Source organism: Streptomyces viridosporus T7A (genome assembly GCF_008704515.1).
In the GTDB taxonomy this organism is placed as follows: Bacteria; Actinomycetota; Actinomycetes; order Streptomycetales; family Streptomycetaceae; genus Streptomyces; species Streptomyces viridosporus.
In genome coordinates this window covers 5,010,928-5,033,236 of the sequence record NZ_CP023700.1, presented here as the reverse complement: position 1 = coordinate 5,033,236, position 22,309 = coordinate 5,010,928, and the positions used below count along the sequence as shown (strand labels likewise).

Sequence of the window (22,309 nt, the reverse complement as noted above, 5' to 3'; positions counted from 1 at the left end):
TCGAAAGAGTTACGGGGCCGTCTGCCATCTTCGGCACTCTACGTGAGGAGTCGGACACGAAGCGGACATGCACCACGGACCCTCGAACTTTCACCACAACCGTGCCCCATTCAGCCCCTTTTCTTCCCTTTCATTGGTGTCTGAGGCTAGATTCGCAATGAGTCATATTTTCATCTCCTTGGATCGTAGTTGTACGGTCGTGGACACCGGATCCGCCCAGAACGGCTACAAGGGGTCACGCAATGGCAGATTTCTCCCGCCTTCCCGGACCGAACGCGGACCTGTGGGACTGGCAGCTCCTGGCTGCGTGCCGCGGGGTGGACAGCTCGCTCTTCTTCCACCCGGAGGGCGAGCGGGGCGCTGCTCGAAGCGCTCGTGAGAACTCGGCCAAAGAAGTCTGCATGAGGTGCCCGGTGCGCGCCGAGTGCGCCGCCCACGCGCTGGCGGTACGCGAACCGTACGGCGTATGGGGCGGACTGACCGAGGACGAGCGCGAGGAACTGATGGGACGGGCGCGCAACAGGCTGGTGTCGGCGTCGGCGGCCGGCGGGCACGCCGCTTCGAGCACCTGAAGGAACGTTTCTGTAAAGACTGATCCGTAGAACCCGGGGCACGTACGCGTGCCCCTGATCTTTTCCGGCGCGGTCACCGACCGTCACCCGGGAGCGGACCCGCCGCGGTCCGCGGTCCGGCCCGGGCTACCGGGTCGCCGCCCGCGCCAACTGGTCCAGCGTCGCGGCGACCGCCGGCACCTGCGCGAGGTCGGGAAGGGTGAGCGCGACGATCTCCCGCCGCACGGCGGGCTCCAGCACGACGGTGCGCACCCTCCTGGGCCGTACGGACTCGACGGCCAGCTGGGGCAGGACCGCGACCCCGAGCCCGGCGCCGACCAGGCCGGCGACCGCCGGATAGTCGTCGGTCGCGAAGTCGATGCGCGGGGTGAATCCGGCCGCCTCGCACACCTCGACCAACTGTCCCCGGCAGCGGGGACAGCCGGCGATCCACGGCTCCTCGGCGAGTTCGCCGATGGCGACGGACTCCGCGTGCGCGAGCCGGTGCCGCTCGGGCACGAGCCCCACGAGCCGGTCCGTCAGCAGCGGCCGCACGACGAGGTCGTCCCACTCCTCCGCGCCCGCCGCCCCCGCGTAGCGGAAGGCGAGCGCCACGTCGCAGTCCCCCTCGCGCAGCATCTCGACGGAGCGGGGCGGCTCGGCCTCCTCCAGGGAGACCCGGGTGCCGGGGTGGGCGTCGCGCAGGGCGGCGAGGGCCGTCGGGACGAGCGTGGAGCTGCCGCTGGGGAAGGAGACCAGCCGGACCCGGCCCGCGCGCAGCCCGGCGATGGCGGCGACCTCCTCCTCGGCGGCGGTGAGCCCGGCGAGGATCCCTGCCGCGTGCCGCACCAGCGCCTCGCCGGCCTGGGTCAGGCGCATCTCACGGCCGTTGCGGACGAGCAGGGGCGTGCCGACGGACGCCTCCAGTGCCTTCATCTGCTGACTGACGGCGGGCTGGGTGCAGCCCAGTTCCCGGGCCGCGGCGGAGAAGGAACCGGTGGTGGCCACGGCGCGCAGCACACGCAGGTGACGGGCTTCGATCACCCCTCAAGGATAAGCCGCCCTTTGACAGGACGGCGAATACTGCGTCGACGCTTTGATCGTCGTCGCCTACCGTGCGTCCATGAAGCTTCTGTCTGTGAACCTGGGACACCCCCGGAGCGTGCCGTACACGGACCAGCCCGAGGGCCTGACCGGCATCGACAAGCGGCCCGTGGACGGGCCGGTGCGGGTGGCGGCGCCGGGGCCGAAGGGGGTCGGCGCGAGCGGGCTGGCCGGGGACGCCGTGTGCGAGAGGCGGCACCACGGCGGAGACGACCAGGCCGTGTACGCCATGGCCCGCGAGGACCTCGACGAGTGGGAGCGCACGCTGGGGCGCACGCTGCGGAACGGCTCCTTCGGCGAGAACCTCACCACCGAGGGCATCGACGTGTCCGGCGCCCTGATCGGTGAGCGCTGGGCCGTCGGGGCCGAGGCGGTGCTGGAGATCACCTCCGGGCGCATTCCCTGCCGGACCTTCCAGGGCCATCTGGGTGAGAAGGGCTGGGTGAAGCGGTTCACCCGGCGGGGCGCCCCGGGCGCGTATCTGCGGGTGGTCCGCCCCGGTGAGATACGGGCGGGCGACGCGGTGCGGATCGTGCACCGGCCGGACCACGAGGTGACGGTCGCGCTGCAGTTCCGGGCGGTCACGACCGACCGCGCGCTGCTTCCCCGGCTGCTGGCGGCGGGCGAGGCGCTGCATCCGGAGGCCCGGGCGGCGGCGCGGACGTACGTGGAGAAGTACGGGGCGGGTGCGCAGGCCTGACGGCCCGTCCGGTCCGCCGTGGTGACACGGCGTGCCCGGCCGCCGCTGCGGGCGCTCGCACGCCGGGCGCCGAGCGGCTCCTGGGGGGAAACCCCGGACTGCGGGCCGGGGTCGGCTCAGGGGCGGGTCGGGGCGGTTCCCCGATGTCCGGTGCGTCGTGGGCGAGGACGCTCGAGGCATGTCCCGTCACACGTCTCGAAACGCGGCGCCGGGCGGGGGAGACCCGTCCGACGGCCCCCGTCGCGCCTTCCGCCGGAAGCGGCTCGTCCTCGTGCTCGGTTCGCTGGTCGTCGCGGCCGCCCTGGCCGTCGGCGGCCTGTTCGCCCGGCTGTGGACCGACGCGAAGGTCAGCACGGTGGGCGAGGCGCCGTTCGACAACCCGCTGGTGATACCGCCGGTGGCCGAGTCGACCGTCGAGAAGGACGGCACCCGGGTCTTCGAGCTGCGCATGCAGGCGGGCGAGACGGAGTTCCGGGACGGGGTGAAGACCCCCACCTGGGGGTTCAACGGCTCCTACCTCGGCCCGACGCTGCGGGCACAGCGCGGTGAGAAGGTGCGCGTACGGGTCGCCAACGGCCTGGAGGAGGCGTCCTCCGTGCACTGGCACGGCATGCACCTGCCGGCGCGCATGGACGGCGGCCCGCACCAGATGATCGCCCCGGGGGCCACCTGGACACCGCACTGGACGGTGGACCAGCCCGCGGCGACGCTCTGGTACCACCCGCATCCGCACGGCAGGACCGAGGCGCACGTCCGGCGCGGCCTGGCGGGCCTGTTCCTCCTCGACGACGAGAAGTCCGCGCGCCTCCCCCTGCCGAAGCGGTACGGCGTCGACGACCTGCCCGTCGTCGTACAGGACGTCCGTTTCGACGGCTCGCAGCTGGCCGGCGACCGCGGGCTGATGCAGAACGTGGGCTTCCTGGGCGACCGGACGATGGTCAACGGCACCCTGCGCCCCTATCGGCAGGTGCACGACGAGCTGATACGGCTGCGGCTGCTCAACGCCTCCACCGCGCGCACCTATGCCTTCGGTTTCCCCGACGACCGCGGCTTCTCCCTGGTGGGCACGGACGGCGGTCTGTCGGCACGGCCCGCGGTCATGGACCGGGTGCAGCTGTCACCGGGAGAGCGCGCCGAGATCGTCGTGCGGGTGGAGGCGGGTGAGCGGGTGATGCTCCGCAGCTTCCCGCAGGACAACTACGGGGACGCCTGGCAGCGGCGGTTCGGCGGGGGCGACGACTCGTTCGACGTACTGGAGTTGCGTGCGGCCGAGCGGCTGCGACCCTCCCCCGGGCTTCCCGCCGAGCTCGTCGAGCCGGAGGTGCCGCGCGAGGAGGAGGCCGTGCGCGGCCGGCACTTCGACCTGAAACGGTCCGGGATCAACGGCCGGGCGATGGACATGGGACGCATCGACGAGACGGTCACACGCGGCACGACGGAGGTGTGGACGATACGCAACACGAACGGCATGCCGCACAACTTCCATGTGCACGACGTGCAGTTCCGCGTGGTGGAGGTGAACGGTGCGGCTCCGCCGCCGGCCCTGCGGGGGCCGAAGGACACGGTGTTCGTGCCGCACGGTACGACGATGAAGCTGGCGCTGCGCTTCACGGGACCGGCCGATCCGGACACTCCGTACATGTACCACTGCCATCTGCTGTATCACGAAGACGAGGGGATGATGGGCCAGTTCGTGGTGGTCGAGAAGGGACAGCCGGCCGGGAAACCGCCGGGACACTCGGGTCATACGGACCGTGCGGCCCAGGGAGGCCATGGGGGTCATGGTGGTCAGGGACGCGGACACGGGGGCGACTGAACCGGCCGGTCCACGGCGCCTCCCCGTACGGCGGAGCCGCAGAGCGGACGCCTCCGCTCCGGGTAACTACTCTTGCGGCATGACAACGGCTCTGATTACGGGATCGACGGCGGGGATCGGTGCCGCGTTCGCGCGGCGGCTGGCGGCCGACGGACACGACCTGGTGCTGGTGGCCCGGAACACCGGCCGACTGCGGGAACAGGCGACCGAACTGCACGACCGCCACGGCATCGAGGCGGAGGTGCTGACGGCCGACCTGGCGGAGGACCGGGGCATCGAGGCGGTGGCGGCCCGGCTCGGCGACCGCAAGAACCCCGTGGACCTGCTGGTCAACAACGCCGGCTTCGGCAACAAGGGCCGGTACCTCGACGTCCCCATGGCCGACGAGCTGAGGATGCTCAAGGTGCACTGCGAGGCGGTGCTCCGGCTGACCTCGGCGGCGACGGAGGTGATGCGGGAGCGCGGGCGCGGGGGTGTCGTGAACGTCGCCTCGACCGCGGCGTTCCTGCCGCGCGGGACCTATGGGGCGTCCAAGGCGTGGGTCGTGCAGTTCACCCAGGGCGCGGCGCTGGACCTGGCGGGCAACGGCGTACGCCTGATGGCGCTGTGCCCGGGGTTCGTGCGCACCGAGTTCCACGAGCGGGCCGGGATGGGGACGGACAACATCCCGAACTGGATGTGGCTGGACGCGGACAAGGTCGCCGCGGAGGCCCTCGCGGACCTGGCCCGCGGCAAGACACTGTCGATCCCCGATCCCCGGTACAAGGCGCTGATGGGAGCGGCGAAGCTGGTCCCGCGGAGCGTGCTGGGCGGGATCTCCTCGCGGACGGGACGGAAGTACGGGCCCCGGTAGGGGTCGTACCGCGGCCACGGCGGGCCGGAGCCCGTGCCCGGGAGGAAAATGGGGCTGACAGGACCCGGACCAGGGGGGCGCCGGAGGCGAGCGGGATGACCTTCGTACAGCTCATCGACTGCAGGACGAACCGGTTCGAGGAGATGGACCGGCTCATGGACCAGTGGGTCGAGCAGACCAGGGGAAGGCGGACGGCGACGCACACGGTGGTCGGCAAGGACCGCTCGGACGCGGAGCACGTCGTCGAGATCGTGGAGTTCCCATCGTACGAGGAGGCGGTGCGGAACTCGCAGCTCCCGGAGACCGACCGGATCTTCCGGGAGATGGTGGCGCTCTGCGACGGGACGCCCACGTTCACGGACCTGGACGTGGTGCGGGACGCGCAGCTGAACACGGACTCCGCGCGGCGGTTCTTCGAGGTGGTGGCCACCGGGAGCGATCTGTCACCGGTGACGGGCCTGGTCGAGGAGCACTACCACGACCACGATCCGGCGAACGAGCAGGACATCATCGGCCTCGACCACTTCCGGCGCGAGATGGACGTGTGGCGCGGCGGCTTCGACTTCTCGTTCCGGATCGAGGACCAGATCGCCCAGGAGGACCGGGTGTGCACGCGGTGGAGCTGGGAGGGGACCCACCGGGGCGACTTCCTCGGGATCCCGGCCACCGGGAAGAAGGTGTCCATGACGGGCACGACGATCTTCCGCTTCGGCGGGAACGGAAAGATCGTCGAGGGCTGGTGGCAGTACGACCGGCTCGGGCTGATGACACAGCTGGGAGTGGTGGAGCCGACGGATCTCTGAGGCGCGCTCGGCAGCGGCCCCGGTCCCACAGGCAGGACAACGGCGCGTCCCCCTGTCGGACACGACCCCACCGGGAGCCGCTGCCCGGCCGGACGACGGCGCCGCGCGAGCTGCGCGCCGTCCCGGCTCCGGACGGCATGGCGCCACTCGCCGACACCTGGCTGGTGGAGCCGGCGTCGGTGTCGCTGAATTCCGTGTTCCTGGACGCCCTGCGGGAGCTGGCCGAGGAGCAGTCGGTGCGCCGGCAGGCGCTGCTGAAGGCGGGTGTCAGGTTCACGGCGACGGGCACGCTGGACGCGGTGCTCGCCTCGTACACGCGGCTGGCGGCGGAGCGGGTCCGGCAGCGGGTGGTGGACGTCGCCGAGGTCGCGGGTCCCCGCTCGGTCGTGCTGCTGCACGAGGCCGGGCTGGTCACCCGCTACGGGGAGGCGGGCGGCCGGGAGCTGCGGGCGGGCCTCCAGCAGGCGGCGCGGCACCCGGCCGACGTCCCGCACGGCCTGTGGCTGCTGCCGGCGGAGGACCCGCGCGCCACGCCCACGCCGGACGGGCGGACGGTGGAGGTGGTGAACCGGGCCAGCGAGTGGGAGGTGCTGGGCGGGCCGTTCCTCAAGGTCCTCCGGTCCGCGCCGGCACGGCCCTGACGGCGTCGGCGTACACCCGTAGGGCTCGATCTGGCGCCCGACTTCCCGATTCTGCTTGCCAGACCCCATCACCGGCGATTCACTTGCACAAAACCGGGTGAAGCTAGCCTGCGGGAGGGGGTACACATGCTCTTGAACTTCAGGGTGGCCAATCATCGCTCGATCCGCGACGAGCTGGAGTGGCAGCTTCAGCCGGTGTACGAAGGGGACCGGCCGCCGGGTACCGCGTGGGAGGCGGTACCGGTCGCGGGGATCTTCGGCTCGAACGCGGCCGGCAAGTCCAACGTCGTCGACGCGCTGCGCTACATGGCGGAGATGGTGACCCGGTCGCACCTCCTGGCGGAGGACGGCGAGGGCGTGAGCAGGCAGCCCTTCCTCTCGGACGTCCGGGAGACGGACTCCTCCTGGTACGTCGCCGACCTCCTCGTGCGCGGGGTCAGGTACGTCTACGGCTTCGAGGTGGACGACGAGCACGTCGTCGGCGAGTGGCTGTACGCCTACCCGGAGGGTCGCAAGCGGGTGGTGTTCGAGCGGAACGGAGACGACTTCCGCGTCGGCAGTTCGCAGGACCGCCCCAGGGAATTACACACGGTCGCCGATGTGACGGCTCCCAACGCACTGTTCCTGTCCATGGCCGCCCGGTCGAAGACGGCCACGGACGTGGTTCACCCGGTATACCGGTGGTTCCGGAGTGACCTGGTGTTCGGCGGCCCCCTGACGAACGGCCCGACGCACCGCGCGCTGATGCTCAGGAATCTCGCACGCCGTCTGGACCAGCGGGGAGAGCCGACCCATCTGCGGGACCTGCTGCGCGTCGCGGACCTCGGGATCGAGGACTTCCGTGTGGAGACGGTCGAGGAGGAGCTCTACTCTCCGCGGTCCGCCTCCCGGGGTTCCGAGACGGAGGCGCTCTTCGACATGCCGAGGACATACCGGCGGACACGCCACGAACTGCTCCTGAGGCACACCGGCAGGAACGGCCCGTTCGAGGTGCCGCTGAACGCGGAGTCCGCCGGTACGCAGGCGCTGGTGGAGTACGCGTTCACGCTGGAGGGGGTGGCCCGTCGCGGCGGCACCCTGGTCGTGGACGAGTTGGGCAGCAGCCTGCACCCGCGGCTCAGTGCCTTCCTCGTCGGTCTCTTCCAGGACCCCGAGCGCAATCCGCACGGCGCCCAGTTGCTGTTCACCAGCCATGACGTGAGCCTGCTGGGCCGCAGGGCCGGCGAGGACATCCTGAAGCGGGACCAGGTCTGGTTCGTGACGAAGAACGAGTTCGGGGAGAGCTCGCTGTATCCGCTGTCCGACTTCCGGCCGCGCCAGGACGAGAACCGAGAGCGGCGCTACCTGAGCGGGAGCTACGGCGCGGTGCCCATGGTCGATGACACGTTCACGCTGGCGATCGCCAGGCGGGGGGAGACGGGTGGCGAGGGATCCGAAGCAAGACGGCCGGAGGAATCCACGGCGTGAGTCCACGCTGCGCCGCAGGCCGGCGTACCGGGACGCGTTACCGACGATCCTGGTGGTGTGCGGGGCGAGGAACACCGAACCGGCGTACATCAGGGGTCTGTTGAGGGTGGTGGACAACCGCGCCGTCGATGTACGGGTCAAGGTCTGTCCGCAGGACCCGGTCTCCGTGGTCCGGCACGCGGCCGGTGAGCGCACACGGGCCCGCGATCACTACGACCGCACGTGGTGCGTCCTCGACGTGGACGATTTCGCACACCTGGACGAGGCACTGCGGCTGGCCCGTGCCGAGCGCATCGACATCGCCCTGTCGAACCCGTGTTTCGAACTGTGGCTCCTGCTCCACTTCCGCACCCACAGCGCCCCCGTCGACGGCTTCCGGCAGGCCGAGCGGCATCTTCTCCCCCATCACCGCGGTTACAGCAAGGCTGCGGACAGATTCACCTTCGACCTCTACCGGGAGACGTGGCCGCAGGCCGTGGAACGGGCACGGGCGCTGGCGAGGCCGGGTGAGGAGCACAAAGAAGAACCCGTCGACCGGGATGTGGCGACTAGTCCGGGAGATCGTCCCGGCTCATCTGCGGAACTGACGTCCGCGCGGACGCGTCCGCTCTGGTGATCGCTCATCGATCCGTCGTCAGGGGCGCGGCTCGCCAGGGAAGACAGCTCAGGTTCTCCGGGCCGAAGGGACGGTTGCCGCTGGTTGGCTTCCCGCAGTTCCTTTCCGGCCCGCGTCCTGTCCTGGGAAGCGTCGTTCGGCTCCCCGCGGAACCCGGTGCCGTCGGTGGCGAGCCGACGGCATGTGCTGTGGTCGCCGACGGAATGCTCAATCCGCGTAGAACCAGTTGGGATCGGCCTGCTGGGTGAAGTAGGAGCCCTCGGGCTGCTTGGCCTCGACCGGGAAGGCAACCGGCTTCCTGCCGTTCTTCCTGAACTCCTCGAGGGCCTGCTTGCGCCAGTCGTCTTGGTTCAGCCGGACGATGTCGTCGACGTACGACTTGAAGGCGGGAACGTCCGCCTTCATCTTGTCCACGGGCAGGTTCATGGGAGATCTCATCGAGGCCAACAAGGACATCCGGCTCATCGAACGGCCCGAGTACAAGCATCGCTGCTCCACCGGGTCCTGGGGAAGCATGAGACCGCCGCACTGCGGCACGACCAGGACGTGCAGGCCGTCGCCCGGCTCTATGCCACCGATCACCTCGGCAAGCGGGATGCCTCCCTCGCCACCGTGCTCGCCGCCGTCATCGAGGCCGAGCATGTGCCGTACCTCGCCGCTCTCCGTCACAAGAACTCCTGGCTGCGCAAGCGGCCCCAGTGGGAGCAGGTCTGGGAGCAGCAGTGCCGACTTCTCAAACACTCTTACTGGTCGCGAACTGCGGCAAGCTCGACGTGCCCAAGGAGCGGTTCATCTCCTGCTCCGACGCCCGACCGAGGCCGAATCAGCGCCCTTGCACCATTCCGCTCGCCCCTCGGCACGTCCAGCCCTTGTCACCCGTGCTCGCACGGCAGGACGGGCAGGTATCAACCACACCGGAATCACCACGAGTTGCGACGTACGAGGGAACACCCGTCGCACAGCCGATTCGCCGAGCCACGGCGAGATCAACCACCCCCTACGGGAACGCCTCCGCAGCGTCATGGGCGGGGGTCGGGCGACGGACCCGGTGTCGCAGTCGAGGCAGGGAGCGGGCCTGCCCGAGGCGCAAGGGGAACGAGGGTGCGCGAGGAGCCGGCCCGACTGACCGGCCACGGCCACGGCCACGGCCACGGCCATGGTCACGGCCATAGCAACGATCGTGGCAACAGCAACCTCCCGCCCCTCCGGCATCACCTCACCCGCCCAGGGAACCGAACACCATAGCGGTCACCTCCCCCCGAACATCCCCGAATCCGGGCTGGCTTTCATCCATAAAGTGGTTTACGGTTCAACTACCGCCACATTGCAGAAGCGAAAGGATGATTTGCGCCATGAACATCACCGCCGCTGTCGCCCGGAGCAAGTCGGAACCGCTGACGATCGAGGAACTCGAACTGGACGACCTCCGGCCGGACGAGGTCCGGGTCCGCATGGTCGCCACCGGCGTGTGCCACACGGACGCGATCGTGCGGGACCAGGTGTACCCGACCCCGCTGCCCGCCGTCCTCGGCCACGAGGGATCCGGCGTCGTGGAAGCGGTCGGCAGCGGGGTCACCAGCGTGGTGCCCGGGGATCACGTGGTCCTGTCGGCTGCCTCCTGCGGGGTCTGCTCGCAGTGCATGAGCGGGAGCCCGACCTACTGCGAGAACGCCTACGAACAGTGCTTCGGCGGCCGGCGCACGGACGGCACCACCTCCCTGTCCTCGAACGGGGAACAGGTGTCCTCCCACTTCTTCGGCCAGTCCTCCTTCGCGACCCACGCCAACGTCGTGGAACGCAGCGTGGTCAAGGTCCCGGCCGACGTACCGCTGGAGAAGCTCGGCCCGCTGGGCTGCGGCCTGCAGACCGGCGCCGGAGCGGTGCTCAACGAGCTGCAGCCCGCCGCGGGCACGTCCCTGGTGGTCTTCGGGGCCGGCGCGGTGGGTTCGGCGGCCATCATGGCGGCCAAGGTCGCCGGCTGCACCACGATCGTCGCCGTGGACCTGCACGACTCCCGGCTGGAGCTGGCCCTGCGGATCGGCGCCACCCACACCATCAACTCCGGCAGCGCCGATGTCGTGTCCGAGCTGAAGAAGATCACCGGCGGCAAGGGCGTGGACTACGCCGTGGACACCACTGCCGTACCGGCCCTGTTGACCCAGGCGCTGGACGCACTGGCGATCCGGGGAACCATCGTTCTCGTCGGAGCCGCGGCGGCCGGTACGACGGTTCCCTTCGAGATCGGCGAGTCCCTCCTGAAGGGCTGGACGTTCAAGACCGTCATCGAGGGCAGCTCGGTCCCGCAGGTCTTCATCCCCCGCCTCGTCGAGCTGTGGCAGCAGGGCCGCTTCCCCCTCGACGAACTCGTCCGGACCTACGAGTTCAAGGAGATCAACGAGGCGTTCGCCGACTCGGCCAGTGGGGTGGCGATCAAGCCGGTCGTCGTCTTCTGACGTTCCGGCCGAGGGCCGTCGGAGCAGCACCGGGGACCGGGGATCGAGCCCTGCGGGCCCCGCAGTCCGAACGCGAGGGGCGCACGAGCTGTCGAGCTCGTGCGCCCCTCGGGCCTCGCCCGGGTCAGTCCCGCGCTCTCCCGCGACAGCTTCATCCGTCGGCAGAAGGAACGCGGGAACTCCCCGTTCGAGCCCGCGCCCTCCGCGCCCGGCCCCGTCCCGCTCACCCCCTCGGTACGTCCAGCCCTCGCCACCCGTGCTCCCACGGCAGGACGAGCAGGCGCTCGACCACCCCGGAACCGGACCACATTGCGACGTACGCGTGAGCGCCCTTCGCGAAAGCTTTCTTCACTCAACGCGTCCACACGTGCACGTTCCGCGCAGTACCGTCGCTCTCGTCAACACGTCTTCCGTGTGCCGCGCCGGGCACGAACGAAGGCGGCCCCCGCGACGGTTGCAGCCGTCGGCGAGAGCCTGAACCACCAGTGGAAGTAAGGGCTCCCACCGCGATGTACCGGCACTTCATCGCGCCCCCGCGCGCCTTCACGCAGTTCTCCCACGACCTCATCCGGCATCCCCGCCTGCCCTCCGACACCGTGCGGTCGCTGACCTGGCAGCTCTCGCTCCCGGAGGGAGCGCGCGAGTCGTTGTCGCGCACCGCCGAGCGCGCCCGCACCGGGGCGTGCGCCTTCACGCGGGCCAAGCGGCAGCTCAAGGAGGAGGGGTTCGTGCACGAGCGGCGGGTCCAGGGACCCGGCGGTCACTGGGTGACCCGACAGTTCGTGTGCAACACCCCGTTGAGCGCCGCCGAGGCCGCCGAGCTCCTCGCCCGGACGTCCGTGGGAGCGCCCTCCACGCCCGTGTCGCCGCAGGTCGCTCCGCGTCCCCGGGTTCCGGCGGTCGGTGACCCGCCCCCTTCACCCACCGGCGGCCGTCCAAGGAAAGACCCCGGGAGAACACCTCCCACCGTCCGGCCGCCGAGCCGGACGCTCCCGCTCCCGCCCCGGAGGCGGCCGGGGTTCCCGGAGCGGCCCGTGCCCTCGTCGCCGCCCTCCCCCGCCTCTCCCCCGAGCTCCACCGCGTCCCCCGCGGCATGCAGGACGAACTCGCCCGCCTCGTCTCCGCCTGGCCGGCGGCGGACCACACCCCCGCCGCCGTCCACCTGCACGTCCTGCGCGGCCTGCCCGACGACGGCGCCCCGGTCCACCGCCCCGGCGGTCTCCTGCGCTACCTGCTCCGCGACGTCCCGTCGGCGCCCGACCCCGGCAGCATGCCCGGAACCACGGCCTCGCGCTCCGTCTCCGAACCTTCCGGCCCCCTCCGGCCGCTCCGGCCCCCTCCGCCTGTCCAGCCGACTCACCGCCCTCCGTGAATGCGAGGGCGACCACGTCCAGGTGACGTGACGCTCTTCCGGCCGGTCGGTGAGGAGACACTGTGCCGCCACGGCCTCGACTCACCGGCACCCGCGCACCCGGGAGCGTCCGCTCCGGCAGGTCCGGGTCGCGGCCGACGCGGCAGGTGGGGACGACCGGGGCATCTCCGTGGGCTCCGCCGTCGTTCGCGCCCCTCGGTACGCGGCCGGTGCCCGGAGCGGTCCACCGCCCACGACCTTCGCGGCCCGTCGTGAGTCGGAGGCGCCCCGATGAGGTGCGGGCCTCCGCCGAGTCGGTCGCCGTCCGTACGGAACTGGGTCCGGTCACCACCCTCCCGGCCGACGAGGCCGAGGTCCGGGCGGGCTGACACTCCGTCGGGTCGGCGGGGCCGTGTCCGTCGAGGCCCCGGACCCGCCTCCCGGGACCCGTCCGCCGCCCGCCTAATCGCCTCCCCCTCCGCCGTCACCGCCGCCGTCACCGCCGCTGCCTCCGCCGTCGCCGCCGTCTCCCCCGTCGCTGCCCCAGCCGTCGCCGCCGCCGGGTTCGTTGTCGTCCCGGCCCTTGCCGAGGTTGCTGAACCAGGGGCGGTCCCACGCCTCGTCGCCCACGTCCTCGCCCTCCTCGCGGGAGCGGTGCACGGTGCGGAACCGGGCCAGGCCCGTGGTGTCCCCGAGGCCGAAGGACACGGCGACCGCGTGGGCCATGACGGCGTCCAGGGGGTCGGGGCTCTCGTGGTGCACGGTGGCCAGCGGCAGCAGCACCGTGCCGGGTGCGGGGTCCGGCCAGCGTGAGGGGCGGGTCAGCAGCGCGACGCGCCGGTCGTCGCGCAGCAGCCACGAACTCCTCGCGTCCTCGCGCCGCAGCGTCCACCGCCGGTCGGGCAGGTGGATCTCGACGCGGCTCTTGGACTTGCGGCGTTTCCTCTTCAGGACGAGCCGCGCGGGGGCGTCGCCGACGGTCAGGAGCAGACCGCCGCTCGGGTCGTCCGCGTCGTCGTCGAAGCCGTGCGGCGCCCTGAGCCGTACGGCGGGGGCGTGCGGTCCCCAGACGTCCACGCGGACCAGGTGCCGGTCCACGGCGACGGCGACCGGTCCGGCGGGGCCCGGCGCGTACCGGCGCGCGATCCACAGCGGCACGCCCTCCGCCCGGGCCCGCTCGACGAGGGCGGCCACCGCGTCCGGGCCACCGCACCCGCGGACCGCCAACTCGCCCAGGGCGCGGGCGAACTCGGCGGCCCGGTGCACCTTCAGGGGCGTGGTGGTCCCGGTCACCCGGGTGACCGGGACGGCCCCGCGGCCCTCCGCCAGCCATTCCAGGGGGCGTTCCGTGCCGCCGCCGCCGAGCCAGCGCCCCCGCAGGAACGCCTCGGCCATGGCGGCGAGGTTCAGCTCGTCCAGCGGTGTCGTCCGGCCGCCCCTGCGCAACCGCTCCTCGGTGAGTTCCACGGTCCGCGCCAGCGGGTTCCACGACTTCTCCGCGTAGAGCACCCGACTCATCGCCGCCCCCTCCTGCTTCCTGCCGTCCGTACTGCGGGCCCCACCTTCACACACCGTGCCCGGGCCCCGGCCGCGGGGCCCGGGCGGCGGGGCAGCGGAAAGCGGTGGAGGATCCGCGGCCCGCCCTGTTACGGTCCGGTGGCCGGCCGCGGGACTCCGGTGCGACTTCCGGAACCTGCCTATGAAGCAATGATTCGCAGCTCGCGCCCCCATTCCCCGGCCGGCGTCCACACCCAGGGGGAAGAACCGCATGGATGCGTACGGGGACCTCGTCGCGGCCGAGGACGTCCTGCTCTTCGTCAACGCGGCGATCACCTCGACCGGACAGCGCGAATTCCACGGCGACGCGGACGAGCAGCGGCTCTCCCTGGACTTCCTCCACGCGTACGTGCTGGGGAACTACCGCGACCTGTACGCCGGGGTCCTCGCGCTCGACATCAACGACCACAACGCGGTCCTCGTCATCCGGCGGCTGCTGGAGACCGCCGGTGAGGCCACCGCCGAGCAGCGCCGCGGCGAAGGCCGTCTGATCGCGTGCCGTCTGGCGACGCTGCCGCCGCACCGCGTGTACGGGCTGTTCGACGCCCTGCGCCGGGCCGGGGTGAACAACCGCCGCTGCCGCGCGATCATGCGCGACTGGCTGTCCGCCCGGCCGGACCCGGCGTTCGACGCCGTGAAGTACCGCAGCGGCCTCAAGCGGGCCCTGCGCCACGCGCACCTGGCCCCCGCCGACGAGGAGCTGGGGGCGTTCCTGTTCGCGCCGGCGACCCGCAAGCGCTACGCGACGCCCCTCCTGGAGACGTGGCGCCGGGCGCACCACGAGCAGGCCGCCCTGTACGAGCTGCCCTACACGGTCGCCGAGGGCTTCGCCGCCCGGCACGGCATCCCCCGGGAGGTGTTCCTGGAACGCATCGCCCCGCGGATGACCCGCCTGGAGACCCTGCGGCTGCAGGACTCCGCGCACCGGCACGGGGCCGCGCGGGTACGGGCGGACCTGGCCGGGATGCCGCTGACCCGGCTGGCGGCCTACGTGCTCTCGCTGCCGGTCGAGGACCGCCTGCGCCGGCGCGCCGAGCTGACCCGTGCCCTGGAGTCGGCCGCCGGGCGGGTGGCAGGCCCCCACCGGGGGAGCTGGGGCGAGGTCACCGCCGTCCTGGACGACAGCTTCTCCGCCTCCGGCTCGGCGCACAAGCGCCGCCGGCCGCTGGCCGTGGCGCTGGCCTGCCACTACCTGCTCGCGGCCCTCGCCGGCCGCTACACCGGGCTGTGGACGTCCGGGCGGACCGACGCGCTGCTCGCCCGCCCGTACGGGCCGACGCCGCTGGGCCGGCGGATCCTCGACGCGCTGGACACCGCCCCGTCCCGGCTGGTGATCGTCTCCGACGGCTGGGACAACGCGCCCCCCGGCCTGGCCGCCGAGGTGCTGCGGGTCTGGCGGACCCGGCTCGACCCCGGGCGCCGCACCGGCGTCGTGCACGTCAACCCCGTCTACGACGCGGCCGGCCTCGACGTGCGCCGGCTGTCCCCGACGGTGCCCACCGTGGGCATCCGCGACGCCGAGGACCTTCCCGCGCTGGTGGAACTGGCCCAGTTCGCGGAGGGCCGGACCGGCCTGGCCGAACTGACCGCCTATCTGGACGCCCGCGCGGCCCGGATGCTGAGCGACCACGACCGGGAGCGTGCGCGATGACCCGACCGGACCCGACCCGACCGGATCCGGCCCGACTGGACCTGGTCGGGCTGGAGGCCCGTCCCTCCCAGGTCTGGGGAGCCGTCCGCTTGGTGCCGCTCGTGCGCGACGAACCCGTCGAGGACCTCCGTCTGCACGCGCGGCTGTACGGCGACGCGACGATTCCGGTCGAGGTCCGCCCGCGCCGCGCCTACGTCTCCTACGTCCCGCACGGATTCGTCGCCACCTGGACCGGCGACGGCACGCCGGCAGCCGCCTACGGCACCCAGATGCCCACCGACGGCGACTCGGCCCCCATCGCCACGACGGGCCTGCGTTTCCACCGCAGGACGGCCCGCCGCGAGGCCAAGCACCGGTTGCGGTTCCTCCCCCTGCACCTGGCGCTGGAGGGCTACCTGGCACTGCACTTCGGCGGTCCCTCGATCGCCTGGGAGGAGTGGTCGCAGCACGCGGTCCGCCGGGGGCTCTCCCCGCGCACGGAGGAGGCGTACCTGGGTACCGAGGTGCGCGGGCTCGCCGACGCGCTGCGGGTCTTCGAGATCCACCCCGGTCAGTGCGGCGTGCTGCTCTACGTCGCCGACGCGCTCGCCGCCGTGTTCGCGGTCCCGCACCCCGACGACTACCGCGCCCTCCACCCGACCCTCCTGCAGGACCTGTTCGGCGAGCTGATCCACCACTACGCCACGCTGATGCCGCCGGTGCCGGACTTCCGGGCCCGCGTCGACGACGCGCGGATCCGCTCCCTGGCCGAGCTGCGCACGGCGGTCGCCGACCAGGAGGACGCCTGGGCGCGTTTCCACGACACGACCATGGCCGGCGGCCTGCTGGACCACGCGTACACCTGGCGGACGGTCCACCGGACGGGACGCTTCACCCTCTCCCGCTTCCTGCCGGTGTTCCGCCCCAAGGAGGAGAACCACATCGGCGAGGCCATCACCGACGAGAGGGGCCGGATCGTCTACCTCAAGACGTTCCGGCTGTCGGAGAGCCAGGTCCGCCGCGGTCACCTCCTCGACCGGCTCGCCGCCCACGACTGGCACCTGGCGGACACCGCGGCCGGCCTCGGCGTCACCGAGGCCCAGTTGGGCCTGCGGCTGGAGTCCGCCGGCTTCGGTCACCTGCTCCGCCAGGACGTCCTGGACCGATACCGAAGTCGGTGACGCCGGGCAGGATGCGCGCCACGGCATCGGGGGACGACGGCGACGAGGCGTACGGGGTCTGCCTGTGCAACGAGGTTCTCGGCGAACAGGCCCTGACCCAGCACACGCTCGACTGGCCGCCGGGGCGTCCGAGTGCGGCCTGAACACAACTAAAGCCTCAGGAAACCCAGTTGTAGCGCTCCCGCGCGCTTGGCAGACTCGCCCCGCCGATGAACGGTTCATGTCGGCACGAGGAAACTCCATCTCTGCAGGGGGTACGTCCGTGAAACTCACCGCTCCCAGACGCGTCCTCGGCCGCGCCGCCGTGGTCCTCGCACTGGCCCTGGGCCTCGCCACCGGCTCCACCGGACTGCTGCCCGGGACCGAGGCGCACGCGCAGCCGGTCGCCGAGGGCTCCTTCGGCTTCAGCGGCGACGCGGACGACTGGGTCAGTGGCGGCCAGTCCTACGCCTACTCGACCTCGTCCCGGGACCGCCTGAACGTTTCGGCCGACACCGGGAACAACGTCGTCTCCCTCTCCGTGGACGGAGCCAACGGCGACTGGTGGTACCTCGACCTCGCCGCCCCCTCCGGCACGGCTCTCGCGCCGGGCACGTACACCGGAGCCACCCGCCACCCCTTCAACGAGCCGACCGAGCCCGGTCTCTCCCTCAGCGGCAACGGCCGCGGTTGCAACACCCTCACCGGTGAATTCACCATCACCGCGGTGGAGTTCGGTCCGCAGGGATACGTGAGGAAACTCGACGCCACCTTCGTGCAGCACTGTGAGGGAGGCTCCTCCGCCGCCCGCGGTGAGGTGCACATCGACAACCCGCCCCCGCCGGCCGAGCTCGACCTCGGCCTCGCCGTCGCACTGAAGGGCACCGCGAGCGCCCTCAACGGCAAGGCCACCGTGCACGGCACGGTGAGCTGCAACAAGCCCGTCCGGGTGGACGTGTCCGGTGACATCACCCAGGTGAAGAGGCGGGACCTCATCCGCGGCTCGTACTCCACGTCGGTGTCCTGTGTTCCGGGCGCACCGGTCGACTGGACCGCGACGGCCACGCCCACCGGATCCGTCCCGTTCCAGCAGGGCGACGTGGAGGTCGAGGCACGTGCGACGGCCACGGACCCGGACTACGGCAAGCCGGTGACGGTCACGGAGACCACGGCGGTCCGGCTGGCCCGCGGCTGACCGGCGCTCGCGCACTCCGCGTCCGGGCCCCCGCCTTTCCTGGCGGGGGCCCGGACGCGTCAACCGCCCCTCGCCCTTCCGCCTCCCGTTCCTCCCGCTCCTGCCGGTGTCCGGCACCGGCCCTGCAGGGCGAGGAGGAGGGCCGGCAGGGTGACGAGGAGGGAGCCCGCGGTCCCGGCGGAGCGGGCGCGGTTCCCCGCGCGGCGGGCACGCGGCGGGCACACAACGGCGGAGGCCCGGCACCCCCGTCAGGGGTGCCGGGCCTCCGGCTACGAGCGTGTCGCTCAGTGGGCGTGGCCGTGGCCGTGGCCCGCGGCGGCCGGCTCTTCCTCTTCCTTCTTCTCGACGACCAGGGTCTCGGTCGTCAGCAGGAGGGAGGCGATGGAGGCGGCGTTCTCCAGGGCGGAGCGGGTCACCTTGACCGGGTCGATGACGCCGGCCTTGACCAGGTCGCCGTACTCGCCGGTGGCGGCGTTGTAGCCGCTGCCCTTCTCGAGCTCCTTGACCTTGGAGACGATGACGTAGCCCTCGACGCCCGCGTTCTCCGCGATCCAGCGCAGCGGCTCGACGACGGCGTTGCGGACGACCGCGACACCGGTGGCCTCGTCGCCGGACTTGTCGAGGTTGCCCTCGAGGACCTTGGAGGCGTGGACCAGCGAGGAGCCACCACCGGAGACGATGCCCTCCTCGACCGCGGCGCGGGTCGCGGAGATGGCGTCCTCCAGCCGGTGCTTCTTCTCCTTCAGCTCCACCTCGGTGGCGGCGCCGACCTTGATCACGCACACGCCGCCGGCCAGCTTCGCGAGGCGCTCCTGGAGCTTCTCGCGGTCCCAGTCGGAGTCGGTGGTCTCGATCTCGGCCTTGATCTGGCCGACGCGACCCTCGACGTCCTCCTTCTTGCCGGCGCCGTCGACGATCGTGGTGTCGTCCTTGGTGACGGTGACGCGGCGGGCGGAGCCGAGCACGTCCAGGCCGACCTGGTCGAGCTTGAGGCCGACCTCCTCGGAGACGACCGTGGCGCCGGTGAGGACGGCCATGTCCTGCAGCATCGCCTTGCGGCGGTCGCCGAAGCCGGGGGCCTTGACGGCGACGGCGTTGAAGGTGCCTCGGATCTTGTTGACGACCAGGGTCGACAGGGCCTCGCCCTCGACGTCCTCGGCGATGATCAGCAGCGGCTTGGAGGAGTTGGCCTGGATGACCTTCTCCAGCAGCGGCAGCAGGTCCGCGATGGCGGAGACCTTGCCCTGCGTGATGAGGATGTAGGGGTCGTCGAGGACGGCCTCCATGCGCTCCTGGTCCGTCACGAAGTACGGCGACAGGTAGCCCTTGTCGAAGGCCATGCCCTCGGTGAAGTCCAGCTCCAGACCGAAGGTGTTGGACTCCTCGACGGTGATGACACCGTCCTTGCCGACCTTGTCCATCGCCTCGGCGATGAGCTCGCCGACCTGCTGGTCCTGGGCGGACAGCGCGGCGACGGCGGCGATGTCGGACTTCTCGTCGATCGGGCGGGCCGAGGCGAGCAGGTCCTCGGAGACCGCGGCGACGGCGGCGTCGATGCCCTTCTTCAGGGCGGCCGGGGAGGCACCGGCGGCGACGTTCTTCAGGCCCTCGCGGACCAGCGCCTGGGCCAGCACGGTGGCGGTGGTGGTGCCGTCACCCGCGATGTCGTTGGTCTTGGTCGCCACCTCCTTCACCAGCTGGGCGCCGAGGTTCTCGTACGGGTCCTCGATCTCGACCTCGCGGGCGATCGTGACACCGTCGTTGGTGATGGTGGGGGCGCCGAACTTCTTGTCGATGACGACGTTGCGGCCCTTCGGGCCGATCGTCACCTTGACCGTGTCGGCAAGCTTGTTGACGCCGCGCTCGAGGGCGCGACGGGCGTCCTCGTCGAACTTCAGGATCTTCGCCATGGCAGCGGGAGCCCTCTCGGAAATCTGGGTGACATCACTGCGCCCCGGGCGCCCGGCTCCTTATCGGATGCGGGGGCCAGGGGCGCAGTTCGAGCAAAAGTGCTTCGAGGTGACTTACTTCTCGATGATCGCGAGGACGTCGCGGGCCGAGAGGACGAGGTACTCCTCGCCGTTGTACTTCACCTCGGTGCCGCCGTACTTGCTGTACAGCACGACATCGCCGACCTTCACGTCGAGCTCGACGCGCTTGCCGTCCTCGACGCGGCCCGGGCCGATGGCCAGGACGACGCCCTCCTGGGGCTTCTCCTTGGCGGTGTCCGGAATGACCAGGCCCGAAGCCGTGGTCTGCTCGGCGTCGAGCGGCTGGACCACGATGCGGTCCTCGAGCGGCTTGATGGCAACCTTGGAGCTGGCGGTCGTCACGATCCGACCTCCCCCTTCGGAGATCTCACGGGGTTAACTGTCTGAGGTGGCGACCAGGTCGATCCGTCGTCGCGGGTGCCGGACCTGCCCGTCGCGTAGTTGGCACTCTCCAGGGGGGAGTGCCAGACCCGAGACTATGACCGCGATTAGCACTCGGTCAAGCGGAGTGCCAATGGCCCGCGGCGCGTCGGCGGTACGGGGGTGACGTTCGCACGGGTGTGTGCGGCCCGCCGGCGCTGCGGCGACCGTCCCGGGGACTGCCGCTCCGGGCCCCGCTTCGACCCGAACGGCCCCGTCCTCGAACGGCGGACGGGCCGGTCCGCCGGAGGTGGTCCTCCAGCCTCCCCACCCGCAGCCCCCGCTCCTCCAGCTCGCGCAGCAGCCGTGCCGTCCGGTCCGCCAGGGACAGGGACGGGGTGTCGACCGACGGCACGGAGACGATGTCGCCGCGGGTCAGGCGGTGCGCGCCGCGGGTGTACGCGAGGTCGCCGTCGCCGTCCAGCGTCACCCGCCAGAGCACGACCGCCGCGATGCCGCAGTCGGCGGCGGCGCGCAGGGTCGTGGCGTCGTACGTGCCGTAGGGCGGGCGGAAGAGGTGCGGGCGGACGCCGAAGCGGGACTCGAGCTTGCGCTGCTGCCCGCAGATCTCGGCGCGCTGGCCGGCGTAGGGCAGGCCGCGCAGGGCGGGGTGGTCGAGGGTGTGGTTCTGCAGGCTCGCGCCGACCGCGCGCAGGCGGGCGAAGTGGGCGTATCCGGGGCCCACCACACTGTCCGTGAGGAACATGCTGACGGGGAGGCGGCGTTCGCGCACCAGCTCGACGAAGCGGGGGTCGCGTTCGGCGCCGTCGTCGTAGGTGAGGAAGACGACCCCGTCGTCGGTCGGGACGTGGTCGACGACGGGCGGTCCGCCGCCGCCCGGTGCGGGACCGTCGCCGGGCGACTGGTTCGCGCCGTCCTGCGCGCTCCTCTCCCCGGCCCTCTCCCCGGCCCGGTGCACGGCCGTCCCGTCCCCCTGCCCCGCCGACGGGCCGCACCCGGCGGGCGCGGCCAGCAGGACGGCGGCCGTGAGGAGGGCGGCCGGTGCCCCCCGGCGCCTCACAGGTAGTCCTCCAGCCGCCCCACCGCGTACCCCTCGGCCGTGACCTTGTCCAGGAAGCGGCGGATCATGTCCGGCATCGTGCCCTTCCACTCCCCGCGGCCCCGGAAGTGACTGAGGACGATGTCGCCGGGGCGCAGGGCGCGGTCCCACTCGCGGTACTCCCAGCGGTCGACGAAGACCTCCTGGTTCCAGAGGGGGACGTGGGTGATGCCGCAGGCCTTCGCGGCGTGCAGGGTGGCCTTGTCGTAGGTGCCGAAGGGCGGGCGGAAGAGGACCGGGCGGACGCCGTAGCGCTCCTCGATGACGTCCTGCATCCCGCAGATCTCGCGCTTCTGGCGGGCGTAGGGCAGGCCGCGCAGGGCGGGGTGGCGCAGGGTGTGGTTGTGCAGGGCGACGCCCCGGTCCCGCATCCTCCCGAAGTAGCCGTAGTCCTCCCTGACGAGGTAGTCGCTGAGGAAGGCGCTGTACGGGATCCTCAGCTCGCTCATCATCCGCAGGAACTCGGGGTCCTTCTCGGCGCCGTCGTCGATGGTGAGGAAGACGACCTTCTCCTCGGTGGGGACGGTGGTGAAGACCGGGGGGAGGCCCAGTCGGCGGTGGCCGTCGACCTCGAAGCCCTCGCGGGTGGTGATCCGCGGCTTCTTCTTCGGAGCTGGAGGGGCAATCAGGGGCACCTTCTTCAGTCCCCAGCGCTTCGCGGCGGCGACCCGCGCGGCGTGCGCCGCGCGCAGCTTGGCGGCGTAGGAGTCGAGGGCGCGGGCCGGGGGCGCCTCGAGGCGCTGCCGACCGCCCGCCGGCGGGACCCCGGTGCCGTCCTCGTCCCGCCCGCAGCCCGAGGCGAGGACGGCGAGCGCGAGCACGACGAGGCCGATCCGCGCACCGCCCGACGACCGGCCACCGGTCCTCTTTTTGTCATTTTGTCCTACTACTCGCATGGGGCCGGATCCTCGCAGTCCACCCACCGGGATCCGGTCCGACAC

At 71.8% G+C, this 22,309-nt stretch carries 20 protein-coding genes and 1 pseudogene; 15 read left to right on the top strand and 6 right to left on the bottom strand.

Going from position 1 to position 22,309, the window contains the following annotated elements; genetic code table 11:
• Positions 1 to 242: 242 nt before the first annotated feature.
• Complete coding sequence (locus CP969_RS23495) at positions 243 to 572, top strand: WhiB family transcriptional regulator (protein ID WP_004984385.1); 330 nt, start codon at positions 243 to 245, stop codon at positions 570 to 572.
• Between the two features lie 126 nt (positions 573 to 698).
• Here CP969_RS23495 and CP969_RS23490 read toward each other — a convergent pair whose 3' ends face one another.
• Complete coding sequence (locus CP969_RS23490; RefSeq protein WP_004984387.1) at positions 699 to 1,595, bottom strand: LysR family transcriptional regulator; 897 nt, start codon at positions 1,593 to 1,595, stop codon at positions 699 to 701.
• A gap of 79 nt (positions 1,596 to 1,674) precedes the next feature.
• On the opposite strand from CP969_RS23490, the gene CP969_RS23485 reads away from it, so the two are divergent.
• The 10 genes from CP969_RS23485 (at position 1,675) to CP969_RS33945 (ending at position 12,376) form a co-directional block, all read left to right on the top strand.
• Positions 1,675 to 2,355: an MOSC domain-containing protein gene (locus CP969_RS23485; protein WP_026084945.1), complete on the top strand. Its 681-nt coding sequence runs from the start codon at positions 1,675 to 1,677 to the stop codon at positions 2,353 to 2,355.
• 178 nt (positions 2,356 to 2,533) lie between these two features.
• A complete protein-coding gene (locus tag CP969_RS23480; RefSeq protein ID WP_144055256.1) occupies positions 2,534 to 4,171 on the top strand; it encodes a multicopper oxidase family protein in 1,638 nt (545 codons plus the stop codon).
• 79 nt (positions 4,172 to 4,250) lie between these two features.
• Positions 4,251 to 5,024, top strand: coding sequence for an SDR family NAD(P)-dependent oxidoreductase (locus tag CP969_RS23475; protein ID WP_004984394.1), 774 nt, complete (start codon positions 4,251 to 4,253; stop codon positions 5,022 to 5,024).
• A gap of 95 nt (positions 5,025 to 5,119) precedes the next feature.
• Positions 5,120 to 5,827: an ester cyclase gene (locus CP969_RS23470; RefSeq protein ID WP_004984396.1), complete on the top strand. Its 708-nt coding sequence runs from the start codon at positions 5,120 to 5,122 to the stop codon at positions 5,825 to 5,827.
• 137 nt (positions 5,828 to 5,964) lie between these two features.
• Complete coding sequence (locus tag CP969_RS23465; protein ID WP_016824976.1) at positions 5,965 to 6,468, top strand: hypothetical protein; 504 nt, start codon at positions 5,965 to 5,967, stop codon at positions 6,466 to 6,468.
• 126 nt (positions 6,469 to 6,594) lie between these two features.
• On the top strand, positions 6,595 to 7,935 hold the full coding sequence (locus CP969_RS23460; protein WP_016824977.1) for an AAA family ATPase: 1,341 nt from the start codon (positions 6,595 to 6,597) through the stop codon (positions 7,933 to 7,935).
• On the top strand, positions 7,847 to 8,551 hold the full coding sequence (locus tag CP969_RS23455) for an RloB family protein (protein ID WP_078495366.1): 705 nt from the start codon (positions 7,847 to 7,849) through the stop codon (positions 8,549 to 8,551). Before CP969_RS23460 ends, CP969_RS23455 begins: the two co-directional genes overlap by 89 nt.
• A 156-nt stretch (positions 8,552 to 8,707) precedes the next feature.
• A complete protein-coding gene (locus CP969_RS34650; RefSeq protein ID WP_399474640.1) occupies positions 8,708 to 9,796 on the top strand; it encodes a DUF7008 domain-containing protein in 1,089 nt (362 codons plus the stop codon).
• A 107-nt stretch (positions 9,797 to 9,903) separates the two neighbouring features.
• Complete coding sequence (locus tag CP969_RS23440) at positions 9,904 to 11,004, top strand: NAD(P)-dependent alcohol dehydrogenase (RefSeq protein ID WP_004984398.1); 1,101 nt, start codon at positions 9,904 to 9,906, stop codon at positions 11,002 to 11,004.
• Positions 11,005 to 12,097: 1,093 nt separating this feature from the next.
• Positions 12,098 to 12,376, top strand: coding sequence for a hypothetical protein (locus tag CP969_RS33945; protein ID WP_016824979.1), 279 nt, complete (start codon positions 12,098 to 12,100; stop codon positions 12,374 to 12,376).
• A gap of 441 nt (positions 12,377 to 12,817) precedes the next feature.
• Here the strand turns inward: CP969_RS33945 and CP969_RS23430 are convergent, their stop codons facing one another.
• Positions 12,818 to 13,873, bottom strand: coding sequence for a hypothetical protein (locus tag CP969_RS23430; protein ID WP_026084946.1), 1,056 nt, complete (start codon positions 13,871 to 13,873; stop codon positions 12,818 to 12,820).
• 250 nt (positions 13,874 to 14,123) lie between these two features.
• Between CP969_RS23430 and CP969_RS23425 the strand changes: the two genes are divergently transcribed.
• The 4 genes from CP969_RS23425 to CP969_RS23415 all read left to right on the top strand — a co-directional run bounded on the left by CP969_RS23425 (position 14,124) and on the right by CP969_RS23415 (position 17,897).
• Entirely contained in the window at positions 14,124 to 15,563 is a 1,440-nt protein-coding gene (locus CP969_RS23425) for a hypothetical protein (RefSeq protein WP_016824981.1), read from the top strand.
• Complete coding sequence (locus CP969_RS23420; RefSeq protein ID WP_016824982.1) at positions 15,560 to 16,723, top strand: ARPP-2 domain-containing protein; 1,164 nt, start codon at positions 15,560 to 15,562, stop codon at positions 16,721 to 16,723. The genes CP969_RS23425 and CP969_RS23420 overlap by 4 nt, the downstream gene beginning before the upstream one ends.
• A gap of 11 nt (positions 16,724 to 16,734) precedes the next feature.
• Positions 16,735 to 16,866, top strand: a complete 132-nt coding sequence (locus tag CP969_RS34285) for a hypothetical protein (RefSeq protein ID WP_263407160.1) — start codon at positions 16,735 to 16,737, stop codon at positions 16,864 to 16,866.
• A 119-nt stretch (positions 16,867 to 16,985) separates the two neighbouring features.
• Positions 16,986 to 17,897, top strand: a complete 912-nt coding sequence (locus CP969_RS23415) for a hypothetical protein (protein ID WP_016824984.1) — start codon at positions 16,986 to 16,988, stop codon at positions 17,895 to 17,897.
• A 284-nt stretch (positions 17,898 to 18,181) separates the two neighbouring features.
• Here CP969_RS23415 and groL read toward each other — a convergent pair whose 3' ends face one another.
• The 4 genes and pseudogenes from groL to CP969_RS23395 form a co-directional block, all read right to left on the bottom strand.
• Positions 18,182 to 19,807 (bottom strand): chaperonin GroEL, encoded by a 1,626-nt coding sequence (gene groL / locus CP969_RS23410; RefSeq protein WP_004984411.1) that lies wholly within the window; start codon positions 19,805 to 19,807, stop codon positions 18,182 to 18,184.
• A gap of 114 nt (positions 19,808 to 19,921) precedes the next feature.
• Complete coding sequence (gene groES, locus CP969_RS23405) at positions 19,922 to 20,230, bottom strand: co-chaperone GroES (RefSeq protein WP_004984412.1); 309 nt, start codon at positions 20,228 to 20,230, stop codon at positions 19,922 to 19,924.
• A gap of 325 nt (positions 20,231 to 20,555) precedes the next feature.
• A pseudogene (locus tag CP969_RS23400) lies at positions 20,556 to 21,329 on the bottom strand (polysaccharide deacetylase family protein); the annotation flags it as partial.
• Positions 21,326 to 22,264 (bottom strand): polysaccharide deacetylase family protein, encoded by a 939-nt coding sequence (locus CP969_RS23395; RefSeq protein ID WP_171817473.1) that lies wholly within the window; start codon positions 22,262 to 22,264, stop codon positions 21,326 to 21,328. The pseudogene CP969_RS23400 and the gene CP969_RS23395, both read right to left, overlap by 4 nt.
• Positions 22,265 to 22,309: the final 45 nt, after the last annotated feature.